This window comes from Corallococcus sp. AB049A, from assembly GCF_003668885.1.
Classification (GTDB): domain Bacteria; phylum Myxococcota; class Myxococcia; order Myxococcales; family Myxococcaceae; genus Corallococcus; species Corallococcus interemptor.
Genome location: NZ_RAWL01000250.1, coordinates 1 through 12,776, shown reverse-complemented (window position 1 = coordinate 12,776; position 12,776 = coordinate 1). Strand labels below are relative to the sequence as shown.

At 72.0% G+C, this 12,776-nt stretch carries 10 protein-coding genes and 1 pseudogene; 5 read left to right on the top strand and 6 right to left on the bottom strand.

The annotated features are described in order from the left end of the window. A pseudogene (locus D7X55_RS24640) lies at positions 1-382 on the top strand (NigD-like C-terminal domain-containing protein); the annotation flags it as partial. Here the strand turns inward: D7X55_RS24640 and D7X55_RS24635 are convergent. Then, entirely contained in the window at positions 372-884 is a 513-nt protein-coding gene (locus tag D7X55_RS24635) for an NADAR family protein (RefSeq protein ID WP_121724357.1), read from the bottom strand. The pseudogene D7X55_RS24640 and the gene D7X55_RS24635 overlap by 11 nt on opposite strands. A gap of 94 nt (positions 885-978) precedes the next feature. Between D7X55_RS24635 and D7X55_RS24630 the strand changes: the two genes are divergently transcribed. Continuing rightward, positions 979-1,710 (top strand): hypothetical protein, encoded by a 732-nt coding sequence (locus D7X55_RS24630; protein WP_233610037.1) that lies wholly within the window; start codon positions 979-981, stop codon positions 1,708-1,710. A gap of 21 nt (positions 1,711-1,731) precedes the next feature. Here D7X55_RS24630 and D7X55_RS24625 read toward each other — a convergent pair whose 3' ends face one another. After that, entirely contained in the window at positions 1,732-2,658 is a 927-nt protein-coding gene (locus D7X55_RS24625) for a GDP-mannose 4,6-dehydratase (protein ID WP_120552578.1), read from the bottom strand. Between the two features lies 1 nt (position 2,659). After that, positions 2,660-3,631 (bottom strand): GDP-mannose 4,6-dehydratase, encoded by a 972-nt coding sequence (gene gmd, locus D7X55_RS24620; protein WP_120552579.1) that lies wholly within the window; start codon positions 3,629-3,631, stop codon positions 2,660-2,662. Between the two features lie 139 nt (positions 3,632-3,770). Here gmd and D7X55_RS44795 point away from each other — a divergent pair, with 139 nt between their 5' ends. The 3 genes from D7X55_RS44795 (at position 3,771) to D7X55_RS24605 (ending at position 7,548) form a co-directional block, all read left to right on the top strand. Next, positions 3,771-5,039, top strand: coding sequence for a myxosortase-dependent phytase-like phosphatase (locus D7X55_RS44795; protein WP_121724358.1), 1,269 nt, complete (start codon positions 3,771-3,773; stop codon positions 5,037-5,039). 51 nt (positions 5,040-5,090) lie between these two features. After that, positions 5,091-6,884, top strand: coding sequence for a bifunctional UDP-sugar hydrolase/5'-nucleotidase (locus D7X55_RS24610; RefSeq protein ID WP_121724356.1), 1,794 nt, complete (start codon positions 5,091-5,093; stop codon positions 6,882-6,884). Positions 6,885-7,116: 232 nt separating this feature from the next. Then, complete coding sequence (locus tag D7X55_RS24605; protein ID WP_120552582.1) at positions 7,117-7,548, top strand: hypothetical protein; 432 nt, start codon at positions 7,117-7,119, stop codon at positions 7,546-7,548. 84 nt (positions 7,549-7,632) lie between these two features. Here D7X55_RS24605 and D7X55_RS24600 read toward each other — a convergent pair whose 3' ends face one another. From D7X55_RS24600 to D7X55_RS24590, 3 genes are all read right to left on the bottom strand, one after another. After that, positions 7,633-10,413: an Hsp70 family protein gene (locus D7X55_RS24600; protein ID WP_121724355.1), complete on the bottom strand. Its 2,781-nt coding sequence runs from the start codon at positions 10,411-10,413 to the stop codon at positions 7,633-7,635. Positions 10,414-10,438: 25 nt separating this feature from the next. After that, complete coding sequence (locus D7X55_RS24595) at positions 10,439-12,301, bottom strand: Hsp70 family protein (protein ID WP_121724354.1); 1,863 nt, start codon at positions 12,299-12,301, stop codon at positions 10,439-10,441. Between the two features lie 88 nt (positions 12,302-12,389). After that, positions 12,390-12,776 (bottom strand): DUF2760 domain-containing protein (locus D7X55_RS24590; protein WP_147470195.1); only part of this gene is annotated, 387 nt, incomplete at its 5' end.

Genomic DNA, 12,776 nt, shown 5'->3' with positions numbered 1-12,776 from the left:
GGGCCAGGAGGCGGCCATCGTCATGCCCCTGGAAATCACCGAGACGCCCGCCCCCCGCGACCCGCTCGGCATCGAATCGCAGAGCGTGAAGGGCGACGTGCTCACGCTCAAGGTCCGCCACGGCGGCGGCTGCAAGGAGCACCGCTACGGCCTTGCGTGGGATGGGCGCTTCACGAAGACGGCGGCGGGCGAGCCGCGCGCCGAGCTCACCGTGCTGCATGACGCGAACAACGACCGGTGCAAGGCCATGGTCTACAAGGACCTGGCGTTTGACCTGTCCACGCTGAAGCAGGAGTGGAGCGAGAAGGGCAACGGCGACCACGCCACGCTCCACCTGGACTTCAACGGCGTGCCGGACCAGTCCGCGAGCTTCAAGTTCTGACCGGTGCGTGGCCCTGCGCGAGCAGGTCCTCGCGCAGGCGCGTCAGCACCTTGCCCAGCAGGTTCAGTCCCCGCCACGTCGCGGGGTCCTGGATGCGCGGGTCCTCCACGGACAGCCCCACGCCCCAGATGCGGTCCAGGGGGCTGGCCTCCACCAGCTCCGTGCCCCGGGTGGCGAGCAGCGCCTCCAACAGGTGCCGGTGCTGGGTGAACTTCGCGTGGTTGCCCTCGTAGACGATGCGCTCCCGCTCACGCTCCCAGAGGGCCGCGTCGAACGGGCTCACCTTGCGCCCCAGCGCCTTGTGCTGCTTGGGCGTGGCCGCGCGCAGCACCTGTTCCAGCACGCGCGTGTCCCCGAACAGGCGCGCCTTGCCCGCCATCATGTACTGCTCCGCGCAGGTGTAGCGCACGCCCTCCACCGTGAAGACGGACGGGTGCCACTGCGAGAAGAAGGAGTCCTCCTTCCAGAAGAACGTGAACCGCGGCGTCGTCGTCGTGCCCATCCCAGGCCTCCTCACATGCTTCGTGTAATCATGACACGAACGTGCGGTGATGGAGGAACCTGACGTGGGGGCCTACAATGGCCGCCCGCTCCCCATGCGACTTCAAGAAGCCCAGAAGCTGTTGGACCGCTGTTTCACCGGCACGCGGGAGGGCGCGCCGCGCCTCCATGAGCCGTCCGACCCGCGCTTCGCGGAGCGGGGCGGGGCGGTGTGGCTGGAGTACCGCTGGTACGTGCGCGAGCGCGGCATCGCGGAGGTGTTCCTCAAGTGGGACCGGGTGCCGCCCGGCAACGAGAAGACGGTGGAGGCCACGGTGCTGCGCACGCACCTGTTGGGCCAGTCCCCCATGCTGTCCCAGCGCGCGCTGCGCACGGTGGAGGGCGGCACGCCCGCGCCGGAGCGGGTGCTGGACATGCTCAAGAACGACGGCATCCGCCGCGAGTGCGTGGCCCGGGGCCGCACCACCGTGACGGTGGAGCACTGGGAGAGCCGGCGCCCCGCGGCGCTCCTGGACGAGGCGCGCTTCGCGGAGCTGGCCGCGCCCCTGGAGTCGGAGGACTCCACGCCGGACGCCCGTCATGAAGCCGTGCAGCGGCTGGCGGACGCGGAGCGGAGCCCGCGCGTGCAGGACGTGCTCCTGCGGCTCGTCGCCCGCAAGCCGTCGCTGATGGCGCTGCGCATCCTGTCGGAGTGGGGTGAGGTGCAGGCCCGCGAGTATGTCCAGCGGGACCTGGCCGCCGTGAAGCCGGGCAACGCGGCGGACCTGTGGGCCCTCACCGCGTTGGACCGGCGCCTGGAGGCGTGGCAGTCGCTGGCGCGCACCTGAAGCGCGCACGCCAGCGGGGCTTCAGTGCTGCGCGCCCACCCGGGGGCCCAGCACGTCGCGCAGCGCGTCCGCGACGGAGAGCTTCGGGGCCCAGCCCAGTGCCTTCAGCTTCGTCGTGTCCGCCACGAGGCTGGGGATGTCCGACGGACGCAGCCGCGCGGGGTCCAGCTCGATGCGCGCCTGCACGCCGGACAGCTGGAGCATCTCCTCCAGGAGGCTGCGGATGGTGCGGCCCTCGCCGCTGCCCACGTTGTAGGCCTGGCCGGCCTCGCCCTTGAGCAGCAGCAGCCGGTACGCGTCCACCACGTCCTTCACGTGGGAGAAGTCCCGGATGGCGTCCAGGTTGCCCGTGCGCAGCACCGGGTCCACCGTGCCCAGCGCGATGGCGCGGATCTGCGCCGCGAACGACGGCACCACGAAGGTGGGGTCCTGCCCCGCGCCCAGGTGGTTGAAGGGCCGCGCGAGGACCACTTCCATGCCGTAGCTGCGGAAGAACTGCTCGCCCGCCAGCTCTCCCGCGGACTTCGACGCGGCGTAGGGGCTGAGCGGCACGTGCGGGTGGCCTTCGTTCGCGCGGGTGCCTTCGGCGACGGGGCCGTACACCTCGCCGGAGCCCACCAGCAGCACGCGCGCCTTGGGGGCACTCTCCCGCAGGGCGGTGAGCAGGTGCACCACGCCCATGGTGTTCACCGCGAAGACGCGCGCGGGGTTCTGGTGGCTCTTGGCCACCGAGCTGAAGCCGGCCAGGTGCAGCACCGCATCCGGCTTCACCTCGGAGAGCGACGCCTTGACCTTCGCCTCGTCGGCGACGTCGAAGTGCAAGGCGGTGCTGCTGATGCCCTCGCCGCGGGGCCCGTGAACCTCCACCACCTCGTCGCCGGCCGCCCGAAGGGCAGCGCAGGCATGCCGGCCGACGAATCCATCCGCTCCCGTGACGAGGACGCGCATCTTACCGCGTTCCTGCCTTCACGCGCTCCAGGTCCGCGTCGACCATCATCTCCACGAGCTGCTTGAAGCGCACCGTGGGCTCCCAGCCGAGCTTCTCCTTCGCCTTGTCGTACTTGCCGATGAGCAGGTCGACCTCCGCCGGGCGAACGAACGCGGGGTCGATGACGACGTGCTTCTGGTAGTCCAGGCCCACGCGCGCGAAGGCGATCTCCACCAGCTCCCGCACGGTGTGCGTCTCGTTGGTGGCGACGACGAAGTCCTCCGGCGTCTCCTGCTGGAGCATGCGCCACATGGCGTCCACGTAGTCGCCGGCGAAGCCCCAGTCGCGCTTGGCGTCCAGGTTGCCCATGGGCAGCTTGTCCTGGAGGCCCATCTTGATGCGCGCCACGTTGTACGTGACCTTGCGCGTGACGAACTCCAGGCCGCGGCGGGGCGACTCGTGGTTGAAGAGGATGCCGCTCACCGCGAAGAGCTTGAAGGACTCACGGTAGTTCACCGTGATGTGGTGGCCGTACGCCTTCGCCACGCCGTACGGGCTGCGCGGGTAGAAGGGCGTGTCCTCCGACTGGGGCACCTCCAGCACCTTGCCGAACATCTCGCTGGAGGACGCCTGGTAGAAGCGCACCTGCGGGCGGGTGTGGCGGATGGCCTCCAGCATCTTCGTCACGCCCAGCGCGGTGAACTCACCGGTGAGCACCGGCTGGTTCCAGCTGGTGGGCACGAAGGACTGCGCCGCCAGGTTGTAGACCTCGTCCGGCTGGGTGAGGTTCAACAGGGCCGCGAGCGAGAACTGATCCAGGAGGTCGCCCTGGTGCAGCGTCACCTTGCCCTGCAGGTGCGCGATGCGCTCGAACTTCTCCTCGGAGGAGCGGCGCACCATGCCGTGCACCTCGTAGCCCTTCTTGAGGAGCAGCTCCGCCAGATAGCTGCCGTCCTGCCCCGTGATGCCCGTAATGAGTGCGCGCTTGGCCATGGCCCTTGTCTGTTCGCTGGAAGACGCTGTTCGTTGTACCCGAGGCTTTCGCCGTCTGCCAACAGTCCCAGGGTTTCAGGGAACTTGAACGGGGCCGGGCCCGTGCCTAGGTAGGGAGCGACCTGCCCAGGAGCCGCCCATGCGCAACCTCTCCCTCCCAGCGTTGACGGCCGTGCTCGTGAGCTCGGCCGCTGGGGCCCAGACGACGCCGCCGGTGCAGGTGCCCTACACGTCGCAGACCCAGCCCGGGGCCCGCTCGGGCGGCGGCTCGGTGAACGACGTGGCCCTGTGGGTGAACCCGGCCAACCCCGCCGCGAGCCGGCTCATCACGGCGGACCAGAACAACGGCCTGTTCACCTACGCGCTGGACGGCGGGGAGCTGCAGGCCGTCACCGAGGGCACGGCCACGAGCGTGGACGTGCTGGGCGGCTTCCCCCTGGCGGGCGGGACGTCCGCGTCGCTGGTGCTCAGCGCCAACCCCACGCTCTCCGGGCTCGTGCCCTACGTGATGGATGCGGCGGCGGATGGCGGCGGGCTCACCCGCCTGTCGCCCACGGCGGCCCCGCTGGACGTGAACGTCAGCTACGGGACGGTGCGGCTGACCCGCGGGGCGGACGGGTCCATCCAGGCGTTTGGCGGCCTTTCGGCCGGCGGCATCCGGCAGTTCGCGCTGACGCCCACCGACGGTGGCGTCACGGCGACCCCCCTGCGGGACATCCCGGCCGGGACGGTGCAGGGGCTGGTGGTGGACCCGGCGTACCGCGCGCTCTACGTGGCGCAGCAGGGGCAGGGGCTCTACCGCTACGGCGCGGACGCGGACGCCGGCATCCAGGGCACGCAGGTGGTGGGGCTGGGGGATGGCGGCCTCACGTCCGTGGGGCGCATCGCGCTGTATGAGGCCTCCGCGTTGGACGGCTACCTCATCGCGTCGGATCCGGGCGCGAACACCTTCGTCGTCTTCGACCGGCGCACGCTGGGCCGGGTGGGCGCGTTCCAGCTGGGGCAGGACGGCGGCGCGGACCCGGTGCAGCAGTCGCGCGGGCTGGTGGCGTACTCGGGGCCGCTGGGCACGGCGTTCCCGGAGGGGCTCTTCGTCGCGCACGACGGCCTCAGCACCAGCATGTTGGGGGACAACGTGAAGCTCACCTCCTGGGGCAACGTGGCCCGGGCGTTCACTCCGCCGCTCCTCGTCGTGCTCCCAGAGCCGGACGGCGGCACCGCCCAGGACGGCGGGACGGGCAATGACGGCGGTGGCGGCGTCATCGTCAATCCGGGCGACGGCAACCCGATTGGCGGCCCTGGAGGCGACGACGACAGCGGCTGCGGGTGCACCAGCACGTCCGTGCCGGCCGTCGCGACGCTGGGCCTGCTGGCCATGGCGCTCCTGGGCCGCCGGCGCCGGAGCTGAGACTCGAAGCGGGTTGAAAGCGACAGGGGGGCGGGATGAAGTGCGCGCCCCATGCGCACCTTTCGTTCCACCGCCCTGGCGCTCGCGGTGCTTGCCTCCGCCTGCAAGGGCGGCCCGACGCCCGCTCCCGCCACTCCGCCCCCCGCGATTGCCCCGGCCGAGCCCGTGCGGCTCACGCTGGTGGGCACCAACGACTTCCACGGCTGGGTGATGCCCCACCGCGCCACGCTGCCGGACGGGCAGAAGGTGGAGGAGGGCGGCGCGGCGCTCTTCGCGTCCTACGTGGCGCGGCTGCGTGAGGACAACCCGGGCGGCGTGCTGCTGGTGGACGGCGGCGACCTGTTCCAGGGCACGCTGGCGTCCAACCTGGTCGAGGGCGCCATCGTCGTCGACGTGTACAACCTCCTGGGCTACGCGGCGGTCGCCATCGGCAACCACGAGTTCGACTACGGGCCGGTGGGCCCGGGCCCCGTGGCCACGCGTCCGGACGAGGATCCGCTGGGCGCGCTCAAGGCCCGCGTGGCGCAGGCCAGGTTCCCCTTCCTGTCCGCCAACGTGCGCGAGAAGGACGGCCGCCACCCGGCGTGGCTGGGCAATGACGGCACCACGGTCGTCACGGTGAAGGGCGTGAAGGTGGGCCTCCTGGGCCTGTCCACGCTGTCGACGCCGCAGACGACCAACCCCGTCAACGTCGCGGGCCTGAAGTTCCAACCCCTGGCCGACGCCGCGAGGGAAGCCGCGCGGTCGCTGCGCGAGCAGGGCGCGGAGGTGGTGGTCGCCGTCGCGCACGCGGGCGGCAAGTGCACGGACCTGGCGAACCCGCGCGACACGTCCGGCTGCGAGCGCGACGACGGGGAAATCTACGCCGTGGTGGAGTCGCTGCCGGCGGGCGCGGTGGACGCGGTGGTGGCGGGCCACACGCACCAGCCCATGGGGCACTTCTTCGGCGACGTGCCGGTCATCGAGACGACGGGCCTGGCGCGCTCGTTCGGCGTGGTGGACCTCTTCGTGGATCCGGTGACCCACCGCGTGCTGCCCGGGCGCACGCGCATCCAGGCCGCCATCCCGGTGTGCGGCGCCGTGGACGCCACGCGGAAGACCTGCGACGCGCGGCTGCTCAAGGACGCGAAGGACGTGCGGCTGGTGCCGGCCACCTTCATGGGCCAGCCGGTGACGCCGGACGCCCGCGTGCAGGCGCTGGTGGCCCCCGCGGAGGCGCGCGTGGAGGAGGAGCAGCGCCGCCCGGTGGGCGTGGAGGTCCAGGCCCGCATGCCCCAGGTGTACGAGGGCGAGAGCGCGCTGGGCAACCTCATCGCGGACGCGATGCGGGAGGTGGCCCGCGCCGACGTGGCGGTGATGAACGCGGGCGGCATCCGGGCGGACCTTCCGCAGGGGCCGCTCACCTTCGGCAAGCTCTACGAAGTCCTCCCCTTCGACAACACGCTCGCGGTGCTGGAGTTGAGCGCGGACGAACTGCGCCGCTTCCTGTCGCTGGCCTATGGCGGCCGCAAGGGCGTCTTCGCCATCTCCGGGCTGGAGGTGACGCTGGGCGCGTGCCCGGGCCCGGAGCGCTTCCAGGGCGTGACGCTGCCGGGCGGCAAGCCGCTGAAGGCGAAGGGGACGTACCGGGTCGCGGTGCCAGACTTCCTCCTGCGCGGAGGCGACGGCGTGGGGCCGCTGACGTCCACGCTGCCACGGGAACGTATCAACCTGTTGCAGGGCCAGGACCTGCGCGAGGTGCTGGTTGAATACGGCCGCGCCCACGGCAACGCGCTGAAGCCCCCGGCGCTCGGGCGCGTGCACCTGACGAAGGCGGAGGGGCCCTGCGCGGACGCGAAGCCCTGAAAAAGGCGCGCCCGCCGTTGGAATTTTTCCCTCCGTGCTGATCCGCTGGGGCTGGATCGCGGCGCAACCCAGCGGAAGATCAACAGAAGGCGGCCCGGGCCGAATTTTCGGCCTGGGATCAGTTTCCAACGGAGGGAAACCTCCCTACTCTAGGGCACGCGAGATCCCTTGCAGGCGCGGCGCAATGCCAGCGCGAGCAAGTTGGAGCCCGTGCGTGGGAGGGACAGAAGAGATGCTCTACAAAGTGACCCCGATGATGGTCCCCGTGGCGCCCGAGAAGAAAGAGGCGCGCGAGCCGGGCCAGCCGCGCAAGCGGCGCAAGTCCTCCGTCTACGACGCCGACGGCCACGAGGTTCTGATCTCGCTGATGTGTCTGAAGTGCAAGACGCTCAAGCCGCTGGCGCAGTTCGGGCTGCGGAAGATGGCGGACGGCGCCATCCGCAACCAGCCGTGGTGCCGGGGCTGCCGCTCGGGCGCGGGGACGAAGAAGCCGAAGAAGGACGAGTCCCAGGCCAACACCGTCCAGGTGCCCGCCGTCGCCGCCACGGAGCCCGTGCTCCAGGTCGTCGCCGCCGTGCCGCTCGACGCCGCGCCCGTGGCTCCGACGCTCGTGGACGCTCCGGCGGCGGTCGCTGGCGACGTGACGGCCACCGCCCAGGTCTGATCCACCGCCCGGGATGATCCGCCCCGCGAGGGCGCGCACGTTCGCGCCCCGCATGCGACGGATCCGCCCGGAAGTGCCCCCGCTTCAGGACAGCCGCAGACCCGCCGGCAGCGTGTCGCCCAGTGCCCGGGCCTCGTCCGCGGCCTCCAGGGCCACGACCTCACGCACCATGCGCACCCAGGTGTCCGCGGCCTTCGCGGCCACCAGCGCCTGAGCCGTGCGCTCACGCAGGGCCGGATCCAGGTCTCGCGTGCGGTCCCCGGTGAGGCGCGCCAGCTGGGCGGCGGCGAAGGGCGCGCCGTCCACCTTGCGCAGGTCCAGGGACAAGAGCAGCTCCAGCCACGCCTCCGCCGTCTCCACGTCCACGACCTTGTGGCTGCTGCCGTAGAGCGGCACGCGCGCGCCCAGCCGGCCCAGGGCCCACGCCCACGGACCGCCGGAGCGGGACTCGGCCTTCAGCCGCGCGGCGATCCACCGGCCCACCTCCGCCTTGTCGCCTGGCGACAGGTGCTCCAGCGAGGCGGCGGTGCGGATCATCTCGTCCAACCCTTCCGGTTGGATGCCCTTCAGCTTGCCGCCCTGCGTGGGCGCGTCCGGAGGCACGCGGCGGGACAGGTGCGGCTGGAGGTAGCCGTACAGCTTCTGCTGCTGCGCCTCGGTGAGGCCGCCCGCGATGCGGCGCCACATCACCCAGAACTCCGTCCAGACGGCCTTGTCCTGGTGATGCTGCACCAGCGCGTCGAAGAGGCTGAAGGTCTGCTCCGCGCGCCAGCCGTCCAGCGGGTAGCCGAAGCCGGGGCGCAGGCAGAAGCCGGTGAGGCTGTAGAAGACGCGCTCGTGGTCATCCGAGCGGCGGCGCTTGCTCGCGCCCGCGTACAGCGTGCTCCACAGCTCGCGCAGCACCGGCACGCGCCACGTCTCGCGCGGGCCCAGCACCTTCTCCAGCGTGCGCGACAGCTGCTTCACGTCCTTGGGGCCCAGGGGCAGCGGCTTGTTGCCGTAGACGCGGTCCACGTTGTCCTTCGCCTCGGCGAAGCGCGCGGGCATGGACTCGGTGACGGTCAGCTCGTGCGAGCCGCCGGTGCCGCGCAGCTCGAACTCCAGGCGCCAGCGTTCGTCCGCGACGTCCGACACGCAGAACAGCTCCAGCGTGCCAATCTCCGTGAGCGCCGCCTGCAGGTGCACCGGCACCTCGCTGACCTTGCCGGACGCGCCCTTGAGCAGCGTGTGGATGGGCGGCAGCGGCTTCAGGTCCTCCGCCAGCGGCACCAGGTCCCCCGGCTTGTCGATGCGGTCGTTCGTCGTGGAGAAGAGGGTGAACTGCACCGGCCGGCCCAGGGTGAGCGTGAAGGGGCGCTCGCCCAGGTCCACCTTCTGGCCCTCCTCGAAGCCGCGCGGAATGAGGCACAGCGTGGGCTGCTCCGAGCTGTCCGGGCCGCGCTGCAATCCCACGTAGTACGCGCGCGCCGCGCCACCGCCGATGCGCAGGCCATGCCCGCGCCGCACCAGCCCGTAGTACGCGGCGCCCCGCGCCACCGCGAGCTCCAGCGACTCGTGCCTCAGCAGCGGGATGCGCGGCGCCTGCGGCCACCACGCGGACAGCGCGTCGATGAGCCGCGCCGAAATCTGCGGTGAGTTGAAGACGCCGCCGTTGAGCAGGATGGCGTCCGGGCGGGGCAGGGCGCCTTCGTGCGACGGCGTCTCGCCCAGCGCCGCGAAGCCCGCCGCCGCGTGCTGCGCGAGGAACGCCGCCAGGTGCCGCGTGACGGCCGGGTCCTGCACGTACGGCAGGCCCAGCTCCTGGAGCGCCATGCGCGCCGCGCGCCGGGGCCGGTCCTCGGGAGGGGACAGGGGGAAGAAGCCGTCCAGCACCAGCGCGTGCGCCTCGTCGCGGCCCAGCTCCGTGGACAGCGTGCCGCCCAACAGACGGCTGCCCTCGCCGATGAGTGACACGCCGTACTTCTCCGGCGGCGTGCGCCCCAGCAGCTCCTCCTTCGCGGTGCGCGCGGCCTGGATGGCCTGCGTCCACTGCGTCGCGGACAGGCGCCGGCCGTTCTGGGTGAGCTTCTCCTCCATGCGCCGGGCGAGCGCCGCGTCCATGTTGTCGCCGCCCAGCATCAGGTGGTCGCCCACGGCCAGGCGCCGCAGCATGGGCCCTTCCGGCGACACGCCCGCGTGCACCAGCGTGAAGTCCGTGGTGCCGCCGCCCACGTCCACCACCAGCACCAGCCGCACCTGGGCCAGCGTCTGCTCCAGGTCCGAGCGGTGGCGCGCCGTGTAGTCGTAGAAGGCCGCCTGCGGCTCCTCCAGCAGCGTGAACTTCTCCAGCCCCGCCTTGCGCGCCGCGCTCACCGTGAGGGCGCGCGCCGCCTCGTCGAACGAAGCAGGGACGGTGATGACCACCTCCTGCTTGGACAGGGGCTCATCCGGGTGCGCGTAATCCCACGCCCGGGCCATGTGCGTGAGCAGCAGGGCGGACGCGTCCACCGGGGACAGCTTCTGCACGTCCGCGGGCGCGCCCCACGGGAGGATGGGCGCGGAGCGGTCCACGCCCGGGTGGCACAGCCAGCTCTTGGCGGAGGCCACCAGCCGGCCCGGCACGCGCGCGCCCTGCCAGCGGGCCAGTTCGCCCACCACGAAGGGGCCGCCGTCGTCGCCCCAGGGCAGGCGCAGCACCTCCGGGGCCAGCTCGTGGCCGGCGGGGACGTAGACGGTGGACGGCAGGAGGGCGCGCGGGGCCACCTCGCCCTGGCGGACGAGCTGGGGCAGGGGGAAGTCCTCGACGGGCGCCCCCGAGCCCCTTGCTGGATCCACGGATGCCACCGCGCAATGGGTGGTGCCCAGGTCGATGCCGACGATTCGCATACGCCTCCGGTGTGCGGGGCCCCTTCTACTCCTTCATGCGCACGTTGAGCTCCAGCTTCCAGCGCCCGGAGCCGTTCTTCTCCAGGCACCGCAGCTCCAGCGTGCCCACCTCCGTCACCGCCGCCTGGAGGTTCACCGGCGTCAGGTCGCCAAAGGGCGTGGGCTGTCCCGGCAGCGTCGTTTCAATCGGCGCCACCTCCTCCAGCCCCCCGGACGCCAGCTCCGAGTCCACGTCCTCCACCATCTCGCCCACGCGGTCATCACGCCGCACGGACGACGCGAAGAAGCGGAAGCTGGTGGGCTCGCCGGTGACGAGCCCGAACTCCTGCGGCGGCACGTCCGCCTGCGTCCCCTCCTCCATGCCGAAGGGCGCCACGCACAGCGCCTTCACCGGCGGCTCCATGCCCGGCACCGCCGGCATCGCCGTCTCCACGCCCACGTAGTAGGCGCGCGCCGTGCCGCCACGGATGCGCAGGCCGTGCCCCTGACGCACCCAGCCGTAGTACGCGGCGCCACGCGCCACCGCGAGGTCCAGGTCCGCGCCCTCCAGCTCCTTGGCCGGAGGCGCGCCTTCCGCCGCGAGCCACTGGTTGAGGACCTCCATCACGCGGCCCTTCAGCGGACCGGCCTTGAAGACGCCGCCGTTGAAGAGCACCGCGGTGGGGTGCAGGAAGCCCTTGCCCGTCACGTCCACCGGCGAGTCCACGCTGGCCGCCAGCGCCTGCGCCTGCCGGGTGAGGAACGCGGCCAGGTGCTTCGTCACCGCCGGGTCCTGCGCGTACGGCAGCGCCATCTGCGCAAGGCCCGTGCGGCGCGCGGTGCGAGGCAGGTCCGCCACCTGCGTCACCGGGAAGAAGCCATCCGTGAGGACGCGGTCCAGCTCCTCGCGGGTCAGCTCCGTGCGCAGCGTGCCGCCGATGAGCGACGAGCCCCGGCCCGGAATCGCGATGGGCACCCGGTCCACGGACGGATCCGCGTACAGCGTCTCCTTCGCCTGGCGGCACCCGTAGGTGAGGCCGTTGAACTGCCACGCGTCCAGCTTGCGCCCGTCCGTCGCCATCCGCTGGTTGAGCGTGTGCGCCAGGGCGAGGTCCATGTTGTCGCCGCCCAGGAGGATGTGGTCACCCACCGCCACGCGCAGCAGCTCCAGGTCGCCCTCGCGGTCCTTCACGGTGATGACGGAGAAGTCGGACGTGCCGCCGCCCACGTCCACCACGAGAATCACTTCCCCGGGCTTCACCTGCTTGCGGAAGTTCTCCCCCATCGCCTCCAGCCACGCGTACAGCGCGGCCTGCGGCTCCTCCAAGAGGGTGATGTGCTCGATGCCCGCCGCCTTCGCGGCCTCCAGCGTGAGGTCGCGCGCCGCCGCGTCGAAGGACGCCGGGACGGTGACGATGACCTCCTGCTTCGACAGCGCGTTGCCGGACTCCTCCTGCGCGCGCGCGAAGGTGTGGTCCCACGCCTCCTTCAGGTGGCGCAGGTAGCGCGCGGACGCATCCAGCGGCGACACGCGCTGCACCTCCGGCGGCGCCTGCCAGGGCAGCAGCGCCGAGCGCCGGTCCACGCCCGGATGCGACAGCCAGCTCTTCGCGGAGGACACCAGCCGCGTGGGCACCTTCGCCCCGTGCGAGCGGGCGAAGTCACCCACGATGACGCCCGGCTCGCTGTTCCACGGCAGCCCCAGGCTGCCCTCCGGGAACTCCTGCGCGCTGGGGAGATAGAGGAAGGAGGGCAACAGCGGGCGCGCTTCCACGGTGCCGGGCGCCGTCACCTGGGGCACGGGCAGCATGGACTGGGAGGGGCCGCGCGGCCTGGCGTCCTCGAGGTTGAAGTAGGACACCGCGGAGTGCGTGGTGCCCAGGTCGATGCCGATCGCGTATCGGGCCATATCGGTCAAAAACCCCGGGAAGGGGCCTGGTGGTTCCTCGAAGAGAAGGGGACTTCGGATGCTGCGCCGCCTGCTGCCCGGGCGGGCCTCAGGCGAGCTCGACCTCCGCCGGGGCCAGCACGCGCGGCTCCATGGCGGGGCTGACGGTGGGGAACTTCACCTCCGTGGTCACCCAGCCGTGGTGCCGGAGCGTGCCCCCATAAGGAGGTTCACCCGCGACGTTGCCGGTGAGCCGGATGCGCTGCGCGTCGAAGCCCGGGGGCACCGTCACCTTGTCGCCCTCGCCCTGCGGCAGCACCGGCTGGAGCGTGAGGTACTGGTGCACCACCTTGCGGCAGCCCTCGTGGACGATGCGGGCCGCCGCGCCCACGTCCGCGTCCGGGAAGGCCGCGACGTTCTCCTGCACGAAGTCCAGGAAGCGGCCCTCGCGCTGGAGCATGGCCAGCAGCGACAGGGCGCTGGCGTGCTCGCGCTC